Source organism: Flagellimonas lutaonensis (assembly GCF_000963865.1).
In the GTDB taxonomy this organism is placed as follows: domain Bacteria; phylum Bacteroidota; class Bacteroidia; order Flavobacteriales; family Flavobacteriaceae; genus Flagellimonas_A; species Flagellimonas_A lutaonensis.
Genome location: NZ_CP011071.1, coordinates 2912553 through 2932566 on the forward strand (window position 1 = coordinate 2912553; position 20014 = coordinate 2932566).

At 45.5% G+C, this 20014-nt stretch carries 23 protein-coding genes; 8 read left to right on the plus strand and 15 right to left on the minus strand.

Annotated elements, in window-relative coordinates; all coding sequences use genetic code 11:
- Nucleotides 1–31: 31 nt before the first annotated feature.
- The 7 genes from VC82_RS13460 to VC82_RS13490 form a co-directional block, all read right to left on the minus strand.
- Complete coding sequence (locus VC82_RS13460; protein ID WP_045802831.1) at nt 32–328, minus strand: hypothetical protein; 297 nt, start codon at nt 326–328, stop codon at nt 32–34.
- A 55-nt stretch (nt 329–383) separates the two neighbouring features.
- Nucleotides 384–899 (minus strand): DUF6787 family protein, encoded by a 516-nt coding sequence (locus VC82_RS13465; RefSeq protein ID WP_045802832.1) that lies wholly within the window; start codon nt 897–899, stop codon nt 384–386.
- Nucleotides 900–932: 33 nt separating this feature from the next.
- Complete coding sequence (locus VC82_RS13470; RefSeq protein ID WP_045803458.1) at nt 933–1421, minus strand: DUF6146 family protein; 489 nt, start codon at nt 1419–1421, stop codon at nt 933–935.
- Nucleotides 1422–1525: 104 nt separating this feature from the next.
- On the minus strand, nt 1526–2164 hold the full coding sequence (locus tag VC82_RS13475; RefSeq protein WP_045802833.1) for a DUF937 domain-containing protein: 639 nt from the start codon (nt 2162–2164) through the stop codon (nt 1526–1528).
- A gap of 77 nt (nt 2165–2241) precedes the next feature.
- Nucleotides 2242–3195, minus strand: a complete 954-nt coding sequence (locus VC82_RS13480) for a D-2-hydroxyacid dehydrogenase (protein WP_045802834.1) — start codon at nt 3193–3195, stop codon at nt 2242–2244.
- Nucleotides 3196–3322: 127 nt separating this feature from the next.
- Nucleotides 3323–4387 carry a 3-phosphoserine/phosphohydroxythreonine transaminase gene (gene serC / locus VC82_RS13485; RefSeq protein WP_045802835.1) on the minus strand — a complete coding sequence of 355 codons (1065 nt, stop codon included), beginning with the start codon at nt 4385–4387 and terminating at the stop codon, nt 3323–3325.
- Between the two features lie 89 nt (nt 4388–4476).
- On the minus strand, nt 4477–5514 hold the full coding sequence (locus VC82_RS13490) for an acyl-CoA reductase (protein WP_045802836.1): 1038 nt from the start codon (nt 5512–5514) through the stop codon (nt 4477–4479).
- 86 nt (nt 5515–5600) lie between these two features.
- Here VC82_RS13490 and VC82_RS13495 point away from each other — a divergent pair, with 86 nt between their 5' ends.
- The 5 genes from VC82_RS13495 to VC82_RS13510 all read left to right on the plus strand — a co-directional run bounded on the left by VC82_RS13495 (nt 5601) and on the right by VC82_RS13510 (nt 12159).
- Entirely contained in the window at nt 5601–5954 is a 354-nt protein-coding gene (locus tag VC82_RS13495) for a 4Fe-4S dicluster domain-containing protein (protein WP_045802837.1), read from the plus strand.
- 52 nt (nt 5955–6006) lie between these two features.
- Nucleotides 6007–6132, plus strand: coding sequence for a hypothetical protein (locus VC82_RS15875; RefSeq protein ID WP_262491907.1), 126 nt, complete (start codon nt 6007–6009; stop codon nt 6130–6132).
- 142 nt (nt 6133–6274) lie between these two features.
- Nucleotides 6275–7369, plus strand: a complete 1095-nt coding sequence (gene ychF, locus VC82_RS13500) for a redox-regulated ATPase YchF (RefSeq protein WP_045802838.1) — start codon at nt 6275–6277, stop codon at nt 7367–7369.
- A gap of 274 nt (nt 7370–7643) precedes the next feature.
- Nucleotides 7644–9509 carry a DNA topoisomerase IV subunit B gene (locus tag VC82_RS13505; protein ID WP_417935060.1) on the plus strand — a complete coding sequence of 622 codons (1866 nt, stop codon included), beginning with the start codon at nt 7644–7646 and terminating at the stop codon, nt 9507–9509.
- Between the two features lie 22 nt (nt 9510–9531).
- Nucleotides 9532–12159, plus strand: a complete 2628-nt coding sequence (locus VC82_RS13510) for a DNA gyrase/topoisomerase IV subunit A (protein WP_045802839.1) — start codon at nt 9532–9534, stop codon at nt 12157–12159.
- 162 nt (nt 12160–12321) lie between these two features.
- Here the strand turns inward: VC82_RS13510 and VC82_RS13515 are convergent, their stop codons facing one another.
- From VC82_RS13515 to VC82_RS13525, 3 genes are read right to left on the minus strand one after another with little or no spacing between them, the layout of a single operon-like run.
- Complete coding sequence (locus VC82_RS13515) at nt 12322–13128, minus strand: TerC family protein (RefSeq protein ID WP_045802840.1); 807 nt, start codon at nt 13126–13128, stop codon at nt 12322–12324.
- Nucleotides 13129–13130: 2 nt separating this feature from the next.
- Complete coding sequence (locus tag VC82_RS13520; protein ID WP_313777702.1) at nt 13131–13508, minus strand: DNA topoisomerase IV; 378 nt, start codon at nt 13506–13508, stop codon at nt 13131–13133.
- A 44-nt stretch (nt 13509–13552) separates the two neighbouring features.
- Nucleotides 13553–13918 carry a helix-turn-helix transcriptional regulator gene (locus tag VC82_RS13525; protein WP_045803460.1) on the minus strand — a complete coding sequence of 122 codons (366 nt, stop codon included), beginning with the start codon at nt 13916–13918 and terminating at the stop codon, nt 13553–13555.
- A 400-nt stretch (nt 13919–14318) separates the two neighbouring features.
- Here VC82_RS13525 and VC82_RS13530 point away from each other — a divergent pair, with 400 nt between their 5' ends.
- Together VC82_RS13530 and VC82_RS13535 are read left to right on the plus strand one after the other, a co-directional pair.
- Complete coding sequence (locus tag VC82_RS13530; RefSeq protein WP_045802842.1) at nt 14319–14798, plus strand: Lrp/AsnC family transcriptional regulator; 480 nt, start codon at nt 14319–14321, stop codon at nt 14796–14798.
- An 8-nt stretch (nt 14799–14806) separates the two neighbouring features.
- Nucleotides 14807–15325, plus strand: coding sequence for a DinB family protein (locus VC82_RS13535; protein WP_045802843.1), 519 nt, complete (start codon nt 14807–14809; stop codon nt 15323–15325).
- A 21-nt stretch (nt 15326–15346) separates the two neighbouring features.
- Here the strand turns inward: VC82_RS13535 and VC82_RS13540 are convergent, their stop codons facing one another.
- On the minus strand, nt 15347–15652 hold the full coding sequence (locus VC82_RS13540) for a hypothetical protein (RefSeq protein WP_045802844.1): 306 nt from the start codon (nt 15650–15652) through the stop codon (nt 15347–15349).
- Between the two features lie 94 nt (nt 15653–15746).
- Nucleotides 15747–16793, minus strand: coding sequence for a 3-dehydroquinate synthase (gene aroB / locus VC82_RS13545; protein WP_045802845.1), 1047 nt, complete (start codon nt 16791–16793; stop codon nt 15747–15749).
- Nucleotides 16794–16899: 106 nt separating this feature from the next.
- Here aroB and VC82_RS13550 point away from each other — a divergent pair, with 106 nt between their 5' ends.
- Nucleotides 16900–18066, plus strand: coding sequence for a proline dehydrogenase family protein (locus tag VC82_RS13550; RefSeq protein WP_045802846.1), 1167 nt, complete (start codon nt 16900–16902; stop codon nt 18064–18066).
- Nucleotides 18067–18070: 4 nt separating this feature from the next.
- Here the strand turns inward: VC82_RS13550 and VC82_RS13555 are convergent, their stop codons facing one another.
- From VC82_RS13555 to VC82_RS15830, 3 genes are read right to left on the minus strand one after another with little or no spacing between them, the layout of a single operon-like run.
- Complete coding sequence (locus VC82_RS13555) at nt 18071–18454, minus strand: hypothetical protein (RefSeq protein WP_045802847.1); 384 nt, start codon at nt 18452–18454, stop codon at nt 18071–18073.
- Nucleotides 18455–18461: 7 nt separating this feature from the next.
- A complete protein-coding gene (locus tag VC82_RS13560) occupies nt 18462–19661 on the minus strand; it encodes an alanine dehydrogenase (RefSeq protein WP_045802848.1) in 1200 nt (399 codons plus the stop codon).
- 51 nt (nt 19662–19712) lie between these two features.
- Nucleotides 19713–19979, minus strand: a complete 267-nt coding sequence (locus VC82_RS15830; RefSeq protein WP_245615911.1) for a hypothetical protein — start codon at nt 19977–19979, stop codon at nt 19713–19715.
- Nucleotides 19980–20014: the final 35 nt, after the last annotated feature.

The following is a 20014-nucleotide window of genomic DNA, read 5'->3' on the forward strand; positions in this document are numbered from 1 at the left end:
ATACGTGGCTTGAAAAGCTGGGAAAGCGTAATCAAATTACCGGTGGAGGTCTGGAATAGAGACCTGAGCGATAGGTGTTGTCGGCAAAATTGATGCTTTTGCCGTAAAGCTTGGATTCTTTTATTTCAACAGGAGGTTGAAAATCCAAGGCGACAGTAAAGGTCGGTGTGTGTTCAGACTGTTGGTTTTCGATGGCCAAATCACAGAATTCGCAATTTTCGATTTGGCTATCGTTATCTTGGTGGGCATAGACATGAAAGGCCGACACCTTGATGGACATCAAGGCCAAAAAGAGAAGTATGGGCACTATTCTTTTGAATTCCACCATTTAGCACAAAACTAATCTTTTTAAAAAGAAAGCTTATGTTAAGGGAATCATAATTTTAGGGCAACAAAAAACCGAGCCCCATATGCTTCAGCATTTTCTTCTCGAAGTTCCAGAAAAATTTGAATTGGCCGAACAGCCAACCGACCAGTACCAAGAGCACTTGATAAATGGGGAAAATAAGCAGTATCCGAACGGGCCAATAGATCCAACCGCTGATGCTCCCATTTTGCAAGCCTATCAAATCGGTCAAAGGCCCTGCCAGTTTTGCGGAAGCACTGCCGGTAATGGCGAAGACGATAAAAATGGCAATCATCTCCCAACGGTAGGTTACCGGCCATCGGTTATCGAGCTTTTTAAAACACCAGAGAAAGAACCGTACCATTATAAAATAGCCCAATGCAGCCACCCCGAGGGTAAAGACCCATTCAAAAACCGTGTTGTTGAGCTCGAAAAGGTGCAATAGCCTTCTGGACAGCATATAGGCCGTAGCGCCCACTGAAATAACCCCTAAAACGGGAAACAGTAATTGCCAGTTTTGGACAATATCCCAACGATTTTTAATTTTTTCCATCCTGCTGTAGCAAATAGATGGCAAAAATAACCATTAAATACGAGGAAGAAAGGGCCCTAACCGTTGGTTGTATTTTCTTTGGAAATAAATGAAGTAATTATACAACTTATAATTGACCTCGTAGCCATAATCGATCTCGGGGTCATAATCAATTCGCAGTTCATACAGATTGGGACTGAACTGCATGGGGAGCAATACCCTTCGGTTCCATTCCATTACGTATATCTGGTTGCGGTTTTCCAAAAAGCTTTGGGAGTAATACCCTTCTGGTTTGGCAATACTGTTCAACCAAGTGTAGAACCCCGGGTCGAGAATAATGATTTCATAGTTCGACTCTTCATCGGCAATCTCAACTGGTTTTTCTTCGCCTGACTCAAATACTTCTTTTTCTTTTTCTGAAATCTCCAGGGCCGTTTCATCTTTGACTGTCTCTTGCCCAACCTGTTTTTTGGCCGTACAACCGGCCAAAACCAAGACGGCCACCAACAAAAGGGCCTGTGTGTGTAAGACTATCTTTTTCATTTCTTTTTTCTTTTTCAGTGCAAAACCTGTGCCATATAAGATACTAAAAAAGCCGTTCATTGGGTTGAACGGCTTTGTTAAATATGGTCATTGTATAGGGGCCATTATTTTCCGAAAAGCCCGCCGAGCATTCCGCCAAGGCCACCACGTCTTTTGTTGCCGCTCAAGACCATGCCTGCCAAATCGTCCAATACACTGCCGTCACCATCAGAATCCAGAAACGATTCTATCAGTGATTGCTGTCTGTTCGCAGTTTTGCCACCGCCCAGCAATCCGCCCAGTAGACCGTTGAGCGCTTGTGGATCGTTGATGTTTTTTTGGCGTGTCTCTTTTCCCAAATAGCCAAGAAGTATGGGGGCCGCAATTTTCAGTATTTGTGCCACAGAACCCGAATCAAGACCCGTTCTACTGCTCAGGGCATTTTCTAACTGTGGTTTTTTGGGCCCAAGTATGTGCCCCAAAATACCTTCGCCATCTTCTACGACCTCTTTGTTGACCCCTCCGCTGAAAAGATCGCCGAGGTTGTCCAATATACTTCCATCGTGTTTGCTGTTCAATGCATTGTAAAGGCCCTGTGCGCCGCCCGGTGTTGAGGCATTTCGTTTCATGGCAGCCATTAAAACGGGAAGGGCCATGCTAAGAACCTGGGCTGTTTTGTCCTCAGGCTGCCCGGTCTGCTGTGCGGTGCCGTTGATGAGTTGTTTGCCTATGGGGCTGTTAAGTAAATCGAGTAATCCTGACATTGTGATTAGTGTTTAGAATGAACCGACAATGTACGAAAAAGTACTGCATAGCAAGAACTTACGGACCAAAAACGGCCTTATTTCAACAATTTGATGATTTGGGAGGCCAGTTCGAGCCCTATTCGGTCTTGTGCCTCACTGGTGGCGGCCCCAATATGTGGCGTCAATGAAACTTTTGGGTGCATCAACAGTTGCACTTCTGGTCGGGGTTCAGACTCAAACACGTCTAGCCCGGCAAAAGAGACCCGCTCTTTTTCCAATGCCTCGACCAAAGCGATCTCATCTACCACCCCGCCACGGGCCGCATTGATGATGGCGGCACCGGGTTTGATGATCTCAAATTCTTTTTTGCCCAGTACGTAATCTTTCTGGGCGGGTACGTGAACCGTAATAAAGTCAGAATTTTTGAGCACTGTTTCCTTTGGTTCGCTTTTTAGTTCAAATTCCATCGTACGGCCGTCATAGAAAGTAAGTTCAATGGTGGCCTCTGAAACGTACAGGTCATGGTACATGACCCTCATGCCCACACCTAGGGCAATTTTGGCAGTGGCCTGCCCGATACGGCCAAAACCGATTATTCCCAAGGTCTTCCCCCGTAGTTCTGTGCCTGCCCCGTAACTTTTTTTCAATTCTTTGAACCTACTGTCGCCTTCCAATGGCATGTTTCGGTTAGAATCGTGCAGAAAGCGTACCCCTCCAAACAAATGGGCAAACACAAGCTCGGCCACCGATTCAGACGAGGCTGCCGGCGTATTGATAACGTGAAGCCCCTTTGACTTGGCGTACCCGACATCAATATTGTCCATTCCCACGCCGCCACGTCCGATCAGTTTCAGGTTTTTACAGGCCTCAATCAACTCTTTGCGCACCTTGGTGGCACTACGCACCAAGAGTACTTCTATATTGTTTTCATTGATAAAATTGGCCAGTTGTTCTTGGGCCACTTTGGTGGTCAACACCTCGAAACCTGCTTCTTCAAGAGCTTTTTGGCCTGCTTTAGAGATTCCGTCGTTGGCTAATATTTTGGTCATAAAGGTTATATTTTACGTGTTGGGTTGACTGGTTCTGACAATTTTGAAATGGAACGATTTGTATGACAAACTCAAACCCTTTTCTGCTATCACAGAAAAAAATCACAATGTATCATTCAGCATTGAACTATCCCTTCTTCTCGAGTTCGCTCATGATATCGACCAATGCGCCCACACTTTCAATGGTCATGGCATTGTACATCGAGGCCCTGTAGCCACCAACGGACCGATGCCCGCTGATGCCACTTATGCCGGCTTCTTTGCACATGGTCTCAAAGGTTTCCTTTAGGCCTTCATCGGTTATGTTGAAGGTGGCGTTCATGTTTGAACGGTCTTCTTTGGCTGCAATTCCCGCGAATACCGGATTCAAATCTATTTCAGAATAGATCAAATTCGCCTTTTTTTCGTTGATTTCCTCAATTGCGGCAATACCGCCCAGATCTTTTAGCCATTGTAGGGTCAGCATTGAAACGTAGACGGCAAACACCGGCGGGGTATTGAACATGCTGTCTTTTGAAATATGCACCTTATAATCGAGCATTGAAGGAATTTCGCGCCCTACCTTGCCCAATATTTCCTCTTTGACCACAACCAGTGTGGTACCGGCCGGACCCATATTTTTTTGGGCACCGGCGTAGATGAGGTCGAATTGTGAAAAATCCAATTGACGTGAAAAAATATCAGAGCTCATGTCGCATACCAACGGCACATTGGTTTTCGGAAATTCCTTTATCTGGGTGCCAAAAATGGTATTGTTGGAGGTTATGTGAAGGTAATCAAGATCAGAGGGTACCGCATACCCTTTGGGTATATAGTTGAAATTTTGGTCCTGCGATGAGGCCACTTCGACCACTTCACCGAACAGTTTTGCCTCTTTGATTGCCTTTAAGCTCCACGTTCCCGTATTCACGTATCCAGCCTTTTTTTTCAGTAGGTTGTGGGCGACCATCAGAAATTGGGTGCTCGCCCCACCTTGTAGAAAAAGCGCCGAATAGCCTTTTCCTTCCAGTCCCAAAAGTTCCAGGGCCAATGACCGGGCCTTTTCCATGATGGCCACAAATTCTTTGCTCCGATGCGAGATCTCTATGAGTGACAGACCTATTCCATCAAGCTCGACCACCGCCTCGGCGGCCTTTTGCATTACTTCTTTGGGCAGTATACAGGGCCCTGCACTAAAATTGTGTTTTTTCATCTATGCCGAATTTTTGAGTACCTAAAATTTAAGGGCTAAAGGTCTGAAATTTTGATGGAACGAAAAACTGTCTTGAATAACACGGTAGGCTACAGTCGCAACAGAAAATCGAGGGTATCGACCCCATCGGCATAATCGTTCAGTTTGGGCCTTTGCGTATGCCCAAAGGGGATCTCACCCACTATGCCCGTTCGGCCAACAATACACTGCAACTCACCCCTTTTTGCATTTAACTTTTGATGAAGCTCTTTGAGATCGGAATAATATTCATAGAAGAGCACCGCTATGGGCGAGTGCAGGGTGTTGTCTTCCTTTAAGATAAGAAATCCGTTGTCCAGAATCTTAAAGGCACTCATCAGGTAGACCGCCTTGTTGTAGTCATAGTTATTGGCGTACTTGTGATGTTCGATTACTTTTTTGTGGTCGAAAATACCATTGAAGAAAGTGTCGAACTCATAGCCTTTGGGCACAAAAATCTTTGAGACGTTTCGGCAACCAAGACCGAAATATCGAAAAATATCATCCCCTAAAGCCTTGAGGTCTTCCGGTTTTTCATCCCCGGTAAGCACGGCTACAGAGGTTCTGTTCTTGCGGATGATATGCGGATATTGTTTGAAGTAATACTCGAAATAGCGGGCCGTATTGTTGCTGCCCGTAGCGATGATGGCATCGAAACCCTGTATTTTGCCTTCTGTAAATTCAATGCGCTCGTTGAGACTTGGTTCTTGGTCAATTAGATAGTCTGCCAGCACGGGCACCAGCGTGGTGTCGTTCGATGATAGTTTGCACAGCGCTTTGTTACCTGTCAGCAATACACTGAGAAAATCATGGAAACCCACTAGAGGGATGTTTCCCGCCATGATGATGGCTATGGTCTTTTGACTGGATTTTTGTGAAATACCATATTGCGACAACCAGTTTTTCAGTGGTGGTTCGCCCAATGCTTCGCCCCATTGTCGAAGGGCAAAAAGAATATTCTCTTTGGTAAACCAGCCGTTTTGCTCTTCGGCAAGTCGTATTGCCCGGTTCAGGGTTTCAAAGGCTGCATTGTTGCCATTTTCACAAAATTCGGTAAGAAAATCACCGAGTTTAACAAAAGCTTTCAATATTTGGGCGTGTTCGGTCATTAAATTTGTAATCCAATTAGGCAGGGGTTATTTTTGCACAAAAATACGGATGCCGGTCTAAACCTGGCGCTTATAAAAAGAAAAACATGGCAATCATTATTACAGACGAATGCATAAACTGTGGGGCCTGTGAACCTGAATGCCCCAATACGGCCATTTACGAGGGTGCCGATGAATGGCGCTACGCAGACGGTACTTCATTGAAAGGAGAGGTGGTGCTGCCCAATGGCAAGGCCGTCAATGCAGAAGAGCCCCAAGAGCCCATCAGCGATGAGATCTATTATATCGCCCCTGATAAGTGCACCGAGTGCATGGGCTTTCATGAAGAGCCCCAGTGTGCTGCGGTTTGCCCGGTAGATTGCTGTGTGCCCGATGATGACCATGTAGAAACCGAAGAAGAACTGTTGGGCAAGCAGCGCTTTATGCACCCAGAGGAATAATTGTACAATACTTGAAATTCCGTTGCCAGATCTGTAATCCCCGACTTTTTTAATGGAAAAGGAAAAAGAATACAATGGCTTTTGGAAACAGGCGGGATGCCTACTTTCTGTAGTGGCCATATTGGCGTTCATCACCATTTTGGTACTGTTCTTCTATTTTGCCATCAATCGGGTGTAGTGTGGTGGTAAATTACTGCCATTCTAAAACTTCAACTTATATTTGCGCCCGAATTAAAAGTCTGAACTTTTACTCGCCAGCCTTTTTAAGTAGAGGAATAAAAGATTTTCGTCTGCACGGAAATGAAAACAAACGCTGATTTATGAAAGCCGGAATCGTAGGATTGCCCAACGTCGGAAAATCGACACTTTTCAATTGTCTGTCAAATGCGAAGGCACAAAGTGCCAACTTTCCGTTCTGTACCATTGAACCCAACATCGGGGTGGTAAACGTGCCCGACCCACGATTGGAAAAACTGGAAGAGTTGGTAAACCCGCAGCGAGTAGTACCCGCCACGGTCGAAATTGTGGACATTGCAGGTCTGGTGAAAGGTGCAAGCAAGGGCGAAGGACTTGGCAACCAGTTTTTGGGGAACATTCGAGAGACCGATGCCATTCTTCATGTGCTACGGTGTTTCGACAATGATAACGTGGTGCATGTCGATGGCTCAGTGGACCCCATACGGGATAAAGAAACCATCGATATAGAACTTCAGTTGCGTGACCTTGAAAGCGTTGAAAAAAGGCTTGATAAAGTAAGCAGGGCCGCCAAGACCGGCAACAAAGAAGCACAAAAAGAAGCGGCCGTGCTCACCCAATTGAAAGAGGGATTGGAGTCAGGGGTTTCGGTCAGGGCCATATCGGTAGCTGATGATGACCGTACAGAGTTTGTCAAGCCATTGCAGTTGATTACCGACAAGCCCGTCATGTACGTCTGCAATGTGGATGAAGCGGCAGCCGTCGATGGCAACGAATATGTGAAAAAAGTAAAGCAGGCGGTGGCCGATGAAGATGCCGAGGTCATTTATCTGGCCGTGGGAACAGAAGCCGATATCACCGAACTGGAGACCTACGAAGAGCGACAAATGTTCTTGGAAGATCTAGGGCTATCAGAACCCGGTTCGGCCAAGCTCATACGCGGCGCATATAGGTTGTTGAACCTAGAGACCTATTTCACAGCTGGTGAAAAGGAGGTTCGTGCGTGGACAATCAAAAAAGGTTCAACTGCGCCCCAGGCAGCCGGGGTCATCCATACCGATTTTGAAAAGGGCTTTATCCGAGCCGAGGTCATTTCATTTGATGATTATGTGAAATATGGCAGCGAGGCCAAAGTGAAAGAGGCAGGCAAAATGCGGGTCGAGGGTAAAGATTATATCGTACAGGACGGCGATGTAATGCATTTTAGGTTCAATGTATAGCCGAAACATGCCTCAAGTATGAAAATTCTGGGGTATGTCGCCAGATATCAAAAATGGCTTCTTTTTGGTATCGGCAAGAGCGACTATCAACAAAACCCCTATTTTTGTTGTTGATTACTTTCTTGTGGCTGCATTTTGATTTATGCACCTAAATTTTATATTAGCGAGAATGAAGCAACCGCTTCGTTTTATTATCGATAGGTCTGGACCAAAAATGAAGGCAATTCATTAAAAAATGTAAGGTAGCCAAGGTAACTAGGCAACCGTTAATCCAATGCCAGTGGCTGAAACACAATATACAGAAGAGAACATTCGATCCCTTGATTGGAAGGAGCACATTCGTATGCGCCCCGGCATGTATATCGGCAAACTGGGCGATGGTTCTTCTGCCGATGACGGCATCTATATCCTTTTAAAGGAGGTCATTGACAACAGTATTGACGAATTCGTGATGGGTGCTGGCAAGACCATTGAGATTTCCATTAAGGACAATGCCGTGACCGTTCGCGATTATGGGCGGGGCATACCTTTGGGCAAAGTGGTCGATGTGGTCTCTAAAATGAACACGGGCGGCAAGTACGATACCCGCGCCTTTAAAAAATCAGTTGGCTTGAACGGGGTAGGCACCAAGGCGGTAAACGCCCTTTCATCTTATTTCAAGGTAGAGTCTACCCGCGACGGAAAGTCAAAGACAGCCGAATTCGAGACCGGAGAGTTGGTGAACGAAGAGTTGTTGGAAGAAACCTCACGACGAAAGGGTACCAAGGTCACCTTTGTGCCCGACGAGACCATCTTTAAGAAATTCAAATATAGAAGTGAGTACATCGAGCGAATGCTCAGAAACTATGTGTACCTCAATCCTGGCCTGACCATTCTCTTCAATGGGGAAAAATTCCATTCAGAGAACGGACTCAAAGATTTGTTGGAGGACAATACCAATGCCGAAGACATGCTGTACCCGGTCATCCATTTAAGGGGCGACGACATAGAAGTGGCCATGACCCACAGCAAAACGCAGTACAGTGAAGAGTACCACTCGTTTGTCAATGGCCAGAACACCACACAAGGGGGTACCCACCAAGCGGCGTTTCGAGAGGCGGTGGTGAAGACCATCCGTGATTTCTACGGAAAGAACTACGACGCCTCCGATATTCGTAAATCGATTATAGCGGCCATCTCCATAAAGGTAATGGAACCGGTTTTTGAAAGCCAGACCAAAACAAAGTTGGGGTCGACCGAAATGGGTGACGGGTTGCCCACCGTTCGAACCTACATCAACGATTTTGTCGGCAGAAACCTCGACAATTACCTGCACAAGAACCCTGAGACCGCAGAAGCCCTGCAACGAAAGATCATGCAGGCCGAAAAAGAACGCAAAGAACTGTCGGGCATTCGAAAACTGGCCCGTGAACGTGCCAAAAAGGCCAGTCTGCACAACAAAAAATTACGGGACTGCCGTATTCACCTTGGCGACATGAAAAACGACCGGCGGTTAGAGACCACCTTGTTCATTACCGAGGGGGATTCTGCTTCTGGATCGATCACCAAATCGCGAGATGTCAACACCCAAGCGGTATTTAGTTTGCGTGGAAAACCTCTCAACTCGTACGGAATGTCTAAAAAGGTGGTTTACGAAAACGAGGAGTTCAACCTCTTACAGGCGGCCCTCAACATTGAGGAGTCTATGGAGAACCTTCGATACAACAATATTGTGATCGCCACTGATGCCGATGTCGATGGTATGCACATACGCCTGTTGCTGATCACTTTCTTTTTACAGTTTTTTCCTGAGTTGATCAAAGAAAACCATCTGTACATATTGCAAACACCACTGTTTCGGGTGCGGAACAAGAAAGAGACCATTTATTGCTATAGTGAAGAAGAGAAGAGGCAGGCAATGGAAAAGCTCTCAGGAAAACCAGAGATTACCAGGTTCAAAGGTCTGGGTGAAATTTCACCGGATGAGTTCAAACATTTTATCGGTGACGACATCAGGCTAGAGCCTGTGATGCTCGACAAGAACATGAGCATAGACAATCTGTTGAAGTTTTATATGGGAAAAAATACCCCAGATAGGCAAGAATTTATCATCGAAAACCTTAAAATAGAACTTGATTTGATAGAAGAAAACCAATTGTAAAACAATTAGTTGATATTTCTGAATGGAAGAAAATGGTGAATTGAACGGCGAGCCTCAGGGATTTCAAGATGAAAACCAAGAAACCTTGACGAAAGTCACGGGCATGTACAAGGATTGGTTTTTAGACTATGCCTCATACGTTATTCTAGAGCGGGCGGTACCGGCCATTGAAGATGGTTTCAAGCCCGTGCAGCGACGTATCATGCATGCTTTGAAAGAACTCGATGATGGTCGTTACAACAAGGTTGCCAACGTGGTGGGGCATACCATGCAATACCACCCCCATGGTGATGCCAGTATTGCCGATGCCATGGTACAGTTGGGCCAGAAAGAGCTGCTGATAGATACCCAGGGCAACTGGGGCAACATATTGACCGGTGATAGTGCCGCCGCTTCGCGGTACATCGAGGCGCGCCTGTCAAAGTTTGCCCTTGAAGTGGTGTACAGCCCCAAGATTACCGAGTGGCAGCTCTCGTACGATGGCCGCAAAAAAGAGCCTGTTAACCTTCCCGTTAAGTTTCCATTGTTGTTGGCGCAAGGGGCCGAGGGTATTGCCGTGGGGCTCTCCACCAAAATATTGCCGCATAATTTCAATGAGCTAATTGACGCCTCGATCAAGCACTTAAAGGGACAACGCTTCAAACTGGTTCCTGATTTTCCAACTGCGGGCATCATCGATGTTACCAATTACAACGATGGTATGCGTGGCGGCAAGGTTCGGGTACGTGCAAAGATTTCCCAAAAAGACAAAAACACTTTGGTCATCACCGAAATACCCTATGGCACCAACACTTCCTCTTTGATCGATTCCATTTTAAAGGCCAACGAAAAGGGCAAGATAAAGATCAAGCGAATTGAGGACAACACGGCGGCCGAAGTAGAGATTTTGATACATTTGCCAAGTGGCATATCGCCCGATAAGACCATTGATGCCCTGTATGCCTTTACTGCCTGTGAAACCTCTATTTCACCGTTGGCGTGTGTCATTGAGAACAACAAGCCGTTGTTTTTAGGGGTCAAGGAAATGCTTGAGCGCTCGACCGACAAGACCGTCGATCTGCTCAAAAAAGAACTGGAAATCCAACTTTCTGAGCTTGAGGAGCAGTGGCATTTCGCATCGTTGGAGCGTATCTTCATCGAAAACCGTATTTACCGCGATATTGAAGAAGAAGAAACGTGGGAGGGTGTCATCGCCGCCATAGACAAGGGCTTGAAACCGCACATCAAATTATTAAAGCGACCGGTAACCGAGGAAGACATTACCAGACTGACCGAAATAAGGATCAAACGAATTTCAAAGTTTGATTTGGATAAGGCCCAGCAACATATTGACAGCCTTGATGAAAAGATTGCACAGACCAAGCACCATTTAGAGCACCTTACCGAATTTGCCATAGACTACTTCAAAGAGCTGAAGAAGAAATATGGTGCGGGGCGCGAGCGTAAATCTGAAATCCGCATTTTTGATGACATTGAGGCCACCAAGGTGGTGATCCGCAACACAAAACTTTACGTAAACCGCGAAGAGGGATTTGTGGGCACCTCAATGCGCCGCGATGAGTATGTGACCGACTGTAGCGATATTGACGATATCATAGTCTTCACCAAGAAAGGTGAGATGATGGTCACCAAGGTCGACAGTAAGACCTTTGTGGGCAAGAACATTATACATGTGGCGGTCTTCAAGAAAAAAGACAAGCGTACCACCTACAACATGATCTATAAAGATGGTAGGGGCGGCCCAAGCTATATCAAGCGTTTTAACGTAACAAGCGTGACCCGTGACAAGCTGTACGATCTTACCAACGGCAAGAGCAATTCGGAGGTGCTGTATTTTTCGGCCAACCCGAATGGTGAGGCTGAAGTGGTTACGGTGCACCTGCGCCAAACGGGAAGCATTAAAAAGCTAAAATGGGATTTGGATTTTGCCGATGTGCTGATCAAGGGGCGCAATGCCAAAGGAAACTTGGTCACCAAATATGCAGTGAAGCGCATTGAACTCAAAGAAAAGGGGCTCTCGACCCTCAAGCCACGAAAAATATGGTTTGATGAGACCGTTCAACGCCTGAATGTTGATGAAAGGGGCGAACTGTTGGGCGAATTTACCAGTTCTGACAGATTGCTGCTGATCAACCAGAAAGGGGTGGTCAAAACAGTGATTCCCGAGCTTACCTTGCGTTTTGACGATGATTTGGTGGTATTGGAAAAGTGGGATCCCAAAAAACCGCTCACCGCCATTTATTGGGAAGGTGAGAAAGAGTTATTCTATGTGAAAAGGTTTATGATCGAGAATCCAGATAAGGAAGAAATCATCATTACCGACCACCCTAAATCATATTTGGAAAAGGTGTTCACCGATTACCGTCCGCGTGCAGAGGTGGTCTTCACAAAGAAACGGGGCGAGGAGCGCAAGGAGCCTTGGGAGGTTGACCTCGAATCGTTTATAGCCGTCAAGGGCATCACCGCCATGGGCAATCAATTGACCAAAGAAAAAGTGCTCGAGATCAACGAGATGGAGCCGTTGCCCTACAAACCGCCCGAACCGCAAAAAGCGGAAGACATTGAGGTGGTCGATGAAGAAAACGTGTCACCTAACATAACCACTGAGCAGAAGAAAAAGGAAGACGGCGAACAGCCTACCCTTTTCTAGGAGCTGGGTACAAGGGCACATCCAAATAGGTTGGTTTGGTATATGATGGCAACCTCCTTCAGGGTCAGGAGCCGTTAAAATTCAGCGACTTCAAGACTACTCGACAAGGAACGATGGCCAGCCAGCTTCCGGTTTTAGCATTTGTGGAGGGTTGATGGCAACCTATTCATGTTTTTCTACCAATTCTTGTTTTTTGCGAAGCTTCATGTTCAAGAACTCCACCAACAGGGAGAAGGCAATCGCGAAATAGAGATACCCTTTGGGTATGGCACCGATTTCTTGACCGAACACCTTGGCATGGCCCAAGTGAGCCGCCTCTGCAATCAGCATAAATCCTATCAAAATCAAAAAAGACAGCGCTAAGAGCTGCATTGACGGGTGTTTGTTGATAAAGACCCTGATACCGTTGGCAAATACCATCATGATCACAATTGAGATCACCACGGCTATGACCATTAATACCAATGCATCTTGCGGTTTGTTGCCGATACCGTTGGTCATGCCCACTGCAGTCAATATCGAATCGATGGAAAAGATAAAATCGATGATGATAATCTGTACGATGGCTTTTGAAAGGGTGGTAATTTTTTTGGCCTTCAGGGCATCTTCGTCATGCTCTGGCAGTTCTACCTTTTCATGTATTTCAGAGGTACTCTTGTAGATCAAGAACAGCCCCCCAAGAAACAGGATAACGGCCTGCCAGCTAACGCCCACATACAACCAAGAAGTGTTGATGTAGTAAAACGGATTGCTGAGACCGATCAGAAAAGAAACCGCGAACAAGAGAATGATTCGCTGCACCATGGCCAGCAACAGTCCGATATTGGTGGCCTTTCGCTGCTGTCTTTGGGGCAGTTTGTTGGCTGCGATGGAAATGAAAACGATGTTGTCGATGCCTAGCACTATCTCTAAAAAAGTCAGAGTCAGCAGTGCGACCCAAGCATCCGGACTAGCAAGAATTTCAAACATGGTCAGTGTATTTTAAGGGCTTTGCCCCTGAACTTTTGTTTTTCGCCAATGGCATTGTACTCAAATGTATAAGAACTATCTGAGGTTGTCAATATTTTGATGTGAATTGATTTCTCTTCCAACCGATTTTTCGGGTTCAATTTCTTCAACACATATTCGCAATCGTTTATCCACCGAATCGATGAAGTATCTTTAACGCCTTCAAATTCTTCGATTTCTATATTTTCAGACCGCGTAAAAATGGTGGTCTTTTCCGCTCCATCGACCAGGGCGGTAAAGCTGAAGGTGCCCTTTCTGAACGCTTTGCAATTTCTTTCAGGCGGGGGTTGGCAAGACCCTAAGAGCACTATTGCCACAACTAGGAATAAATGTCGCATCATGCTGCAAAATAAAGACATTCTGTTCTTTCGAAGATGCGCAATCCCTATTTTTTTGGCTCGAAATCCTCAAAGGTGCCGTCTTCGTAGAAAACGACGATACGGATGGGTTTTTTGCCCTCGGAGATGGATATTTTTTTTGGGGGAAGAGGGGAAGCCTCAATGTTGTCTTCATCCCCACCATTTTTGGATTGCCCCGGAAAACTGCCCTTGCCGTTCAGTAGCCAATAGATGTTTACCTCGGGAAAGGTTTTGATGACCTTCATCACAAAATCAAGGCTTGGTCGGTTCCTTCCATTCAACAAATGCGAAATGCTCGAACGCTGCATCCCGATCCGGTCGGCAAAGAGGGAAGGGGACAGCTCGTAATGATCGATAAGGGTCTTAAGGCGTTCGACAAAATCGTTGTTCACAACAGTAAATTGTTTGCTGTACAAAAATACATATATTCTTCCTTAAAATGGAACAAAACAGTGTTAATTGGAGGAAAATATATTGTACTAAAAGTTTAAATTATATACTATAATAAATTGATATATAATTTTATATATATAAATAATAGAAAATCGTAAATAACGATTTACATTTGTGACCAAATATATAATTTACTGTAGAAAAAAGGGAACTTTTTTGTTTACAGGTGTAAATTTAGGGTTATTGCAACGCATATCGATTTCATTTTTGTCCGTCACCGGACCAAAACAGGGGCAGCTCATATTATTTCTTGATCATTGGTTGTGTTATCTTTAAAAAAAATGCCTTTTCATTGAGTTTAATTTCTTAATTGATTATTTTCGTTGAAAATTCTGTTGTATGGGCAAGGTTAAATTGGATGAAATAGATCATCAAATTCTGGATATGTTGATCGACAACACCAGAACACCGTTTACCGATATCGCAAAGAAGTTGTTGATATCTGCTGGCACGGTGCATGTACGTGTTAAAAAAATGGAGGAAGCCGGAATTATAAAAGGTTCTTCTTTGACCCTTGACTATGTAAAGCTGGGGTATTCGTTTATTGCCTATGTCGGTATTTTTCTTGAAAAGACCCACCAGACCAAATTTGTGCTCGAGCGCCTGACCCAGATACCTTATGTAACGGTGGCGCACATTACTACGGGCAAATTCAATATTTTCTGTAAAATCAGGGCGCGCGATACCACGCATGCCAAAAATATCATCTTCAAGATTGATGATATTGAGGGGATCAGTCGAACCGAGACCATGATTTCCCTTGAAGAAAGCATCAACGACAAAAAGCGTTTGATGCACACCATCTTCAATGAGATTTAGTTCAGATCATGGTGTTGCCAAATAATTTGAAGGCCGATGAATACCATCCCTTTTATGGTACCTATGTGAAGTTGGTTCAGAACGCGCCTTTGAATGATACCCTTGGCCAGGGTAAAAAACGGTTTGTTGATTTTCTACAGGCCATTCCCATAGAAAAATACCCATATCGATATGCCGAAAACAAATGGTCGGTAGCCGAATTGGTCCTTCATATCATTGATGCCGAAAGGGTATTTCAATATCGTGCCCTCCGTTTTGCACGGAACGACGCGACTCCCTTGCAGGGATTCGATCAGGATTGCTATGTGCCGGAGTCAAATGCCGGGAAGCGGACCAAAGACTCGATTATTTGGGAATATGAAACGGTGCGAAATGCTACGATTTCGTTGTTTGGTTCTTTTGAACCCGAAGCCTTGTTGAGAAAGGGCTTGGCCAGTGGTTCGCCCATGAGTGTCAGGGCCTTGGGATTTGTTATTTGTGGGCATCAGATGCACCACCAGAAGATATTGGAAGAAAGGTATTTGTAATCGCCTGAAGAAAGTACCGATCTACACTTCAGGCTCCAAGCCTTTTTCTGTCTCTAGTTCACTGTTTGAAATGGGTTCTGATTCTTGGTTTCCCAATTCCTTTTCAATGGTTTCCTCAAAGTTCGATATAAAGTTTGCAAGGCTTTTGCTGATTTTTACCAAGTAAATGGTATCGTTGGTCTTGACCTCTACCGCCTCAATAATTTCACCATTCGGCTTTTTTAGAACGATCAAGTCTTCGTCCCCATATCCGTGGGGGTAAAGTTCAATTAAAAGCGAAGCGACATCGTGGGGCAATTTCCTGTAATCGATAAGTATGCGATTCATAGTAGTTTGGTTTTGTGGTTATTACACCTAAGCTATGAATTTTTGCAACCCAGCGATCCAAAGAGTTGTCAAATAAACAAAAAAGTATATGTAGTCAGGGTTCTTTGTAGTAAGCGAATGCTTCATCGAACAAAGAGGCGGGAACTTTGACATCTGCCACCGCCTTTCCAATGCTCTTCAAGAGTACATAATTGATGTTTCCGTGCGAATTTTTTTTATCGTGCTTCAGCAAGTCCAATATTATTTCGATATCGGTGTCGTTGAACTCGACCTGTTCAAAGTACTGTCCAAAGGTTTGCTTAATTTCATGGAGCTCGAATTTTGAAAGGCCCGTAAGCACATGCGAAAAGTAGGCCTCTATGACCATGCCCACGGCAATGGCCTCGCCATGCAACAGGGTTTTTCTATCAGGATGTTCCAAAAAATACGACTCTATGGCATGGCCCACTGTGTGGCCAAAATTCAAGATTTTCCGTATGCCTTTCTCGGTGGGGTCGGCCTGTACAACTTCACTTTTTAAGGCCACTGACCTTTCAATATGTTCTTTGACGGCGTCGAGGCCACTGTCTTTAAGAACACTCCAATAGTTGTGGTCCTTGATGAGACCGTGCTTCAACATTTCAGCAAAGCCGCTGCGTGTTTGTCGACTGTTCAAGGTGTCTAGAAAGTCAGGAAAAACGAGAATCATTTGGGGTTGGTTGATGACCCCTACCTGGTTTTTGAGCACCCCAAGGTCCACTCCGGTCTTACCGCCAATCGAGGCATCGACCATGGCCAGAAGGGTAGTGGGCACATTTATAAAATCAATGCCCCTTTTAAAAGTCGAGGCAACGAACCCGCCCAAATCGGTGATTACTCCGCCTCCAAGGTTGATCAACAGGCTCTTCCGGTCGCCCCCATGGTTTGATAGACCATTCCAAAGGGTGGTGCACGTCTCTATGTTCTTGTATTCCTCACCCGGTTTAATGGTAAACACTGCATCGATTTCGTTCTTTTCGAACATGGGCTCAAAAAGTGGGAGACAGTGTGTTTTTGTATTCTCATCAACGAGTACAAAGATTTTTGAATAATTGTTCTTTGATAGGTGAAGGTTAAGGGCGGCACGCCCCAGCTCATTGAAATAGACACCGTTATCGGCCATTTGTTTTCTGTATAGGGTTCAATCGAGAGCACTAAATAAAGATTATTTTTGATGATTTTCGCAAAGAAGTACTCCTTATATTTGATCCGTTGTAAAATTCATAAAAATGAGGCCCAATTTTGAGGATACTGCAATCGCTTTTGAGCTCAAAAGCGATTCTGAACTTGAACGCGCCTACTTTCTTTTCAAATTGATAGCCAACGAACCCTTGGTGCGTATTGGTACGGCCGTCACCAATTTTGCCGTAAAGGCCCATCTGCCTGTTGAAGGGTTGATCAGGGCCACGGTATTTGATCATTTTTGCGGAGGGGTCAATGAAGAAGATTGCATGCCCGTTATCGATAGGATGTTCGAAAAGGGGGTGCGGGCAATACTGGATTACTCCGTTGAAGGGAAGGAAAAAGAAGATCAGTTCGACTTTGCCCTGAAAAAGACAATGGAGGTGCTTGACTTTGTAAAGGAAAAGGATGCTATTCCCTTTGCGGTTTTCAAACCAACCGGCATGGGCCGTTTTAAGATTTATGAAAAGGTCAGTGCCGGTAGCCAATTGGATGAAAAAGAGCAGGAAGAATGGAATCGTATCGTACAACGTTACGACTGTATTTGCCAAAAAGCCCATGACATGGAAGTGGCACTGTTGATCGATGCCGAGGAAAGCTGGATGCAGGATGCTGCCGACGACATTGTCCTGCAGATGATGCGCAAGTACAACCGCGAACGCCCCGTGGTGTTCAATACCGCCCAAATGTACCGCTGGGACCGGCTGGATTATCTGAAAAAACTGAAATCCCTTGCCACGGACGAAGGATTCAAGGTGGGTATAAAAGTGGTTCGGGGCGCCTATATGGAAAAAGAGAACGACCGGGCAGAAGAGATGGGTTATAAAAGTCCGATCTGTGAATCAAAGCAGGCCACAGATGAGAATTTTGATGCTGCCATTGATTTTATGGTCGAGCACCTTGATACCTTTTCGATTTTTGCCGGCACCCATAATGAGGCCAGCACCTATAGACTGATAGATTTGATGCAGGCCAATGGCATAGCGGTTGACGACAACCGGATCTGGTTCGGCCAACTGTATGGCATGAGCGACCACATTACCTACAATTTGGCGGCCCACGGGTACAATGTTGCAAAATACCTGCCCTATGGACCGGTAAGGGACGTGATGCCCTATCTGATCAGGCGTGCTGAAGAGAATACCTCGGTCGCGGGCCAGACCACCCGCGAACTGTCTTTGTTGAAAAAGGAAAAAGAAAGAAGAAAGATTTAAATCCCTATTCTTTGCTAAGTTTTTGTACAATGGCTTCTTTCTCACAACTTATTACTACCAATGTGTAAGATGCTTCCTCGATATTTTTTGAGATGTAGTAGGTCTTACAAGGCCCTGAACGGGTATCACTCTTCTTGAAATCCACATCCCCATCCCTAAAAAAGGATTTTACCAACAGGGTATCCAGCTCTTGTGATTCCATTTGCGCCAGCGCCCTGTCTGACAAAGAGAACGGTTTCGACCGTAGGTCTTTCAATACCCTACAATTCGGTAGATAGCAGAACTCAAGACCGGTATCTTGGGTTTTCTTTTTCAGAAAAAATACCAAGAACACCAAGCCTATGGAAAGGCCTACCAGATACCACCCGAGACGTTTCAAAAAAGCCATAGGTAACTCAAAAGATTAGGAAGTTGATGTCGCTGAAATTCAATCCGAACCAATCACCGACCGATTTGTTGGTCAAGATGCCATGGTACATATACAGCCCGTTTCGTAGGCCCTTGTCAAACCGAAGAGAGTTTTCGAGGCCCCCATCTTCACCCAGTTTTAGCAGGTATGGGGTAAAGATATTGCTGATGGATATGGATGAGGTTCTCGGGTAACGGGCGGGAATGTTGGGCACCCCATAGTGCAATACGCCAAACTTCTCGATGACCGGTTTATTGTGGGTGGTGATTTCTGAAGTTTCAAAGCAGCCCCCCATATCGATACTGACATCGATGATCACGGCACCTTTTTTCATATTTTCTACCATGGCACTCGACACGATTGTCGGGGATCGGTCTTTTCCCCTTACCGCACCAATGGCAACATCGCAGCGTTTTAGGGCCTTCAACAGGTTTTTGGGTTGTATGGTAGACGTGTAGACGGTTTGGTTCAAACTGGTCTGAATATTGCGCAACTTGGTGATCGAGTTGTCGAACACCTTGATGTTGGCACCAAGCCCCAGGGCAGATCGGGCGGCGAATTCACCGACAGTGCCCGCGCCCAAAATGACCACCTCTACCGGTGGAACCCCACTGATATTACCGAACATGAGTCCATTGCCCTTATTGGTGGCGGCCATCAGTTCCGCAGCGATCAATATAGAGGATATACCGGCTATTTCACTCAGTGATCGCACTGCAGGGTATTTGCCGTCATCGTCGCGAATGTATTCAAAGGCAATGGCCGTGATACGCTTCTTGGCCATCGCCTCAAAATATTGTTTTGACTGGGTCTTGATTTGTAGGGCCGATATGACCGTGGTCTGCGGATTCAGCAGTTCAATTTCATGAAGGGTAGGGGGCTCTACCTTCAAGATAAGGGGGCATGAGAACACTTTTTTCGTGTCGCGAACAATTTCGGCCCCCGCATTGGTGTAATCGATATCGCTATAATTAGCGCCTTCACCGGCCCCGGATTCGATCATGACCCGGTGCCCGTGGGCCGTAATGGCGTTGACAGCATCGGGGGTAAGGCAAATACGCTTTTCTTGAAAAAGGTTCTCTTTGGGAATACCTATAAATAGCTCACCCTTTTGCTTGATCACCTCAAGCGTTTCTTCCTGTGGCAGTAGTTGCTGTTTGCTAAAAGGAGACGAAGGTTGGTCCATATGTTTGGTTGCGGGCACCAAAAAGGGTGGCCCCGTTATGTACGGACGAATTTACGATTTTTTTGAAAGGGCCTCTCTTCTCCTTTCCAGCTTTTCGAGCTCTTTGCGTATGGCCTCTTTTTCTTTGTGCAGCTTCAGTTCGGTGTCCATCGCCTTTAGATCGATGCCATGTACGTATTTGTCTACCAGCTTGACCCTGATAAAATACACGATGGGCACGATGACCATGGTCACCGCGATTACATAGAGGATTTCGTTTTCGTCAATCTTAGTCGAATCTTCCACAAGGCTCCCTTGGTAAAACTGAAATGCAAACATTGCAATAGGTATCAAGATGGCATGGTACCACCAAT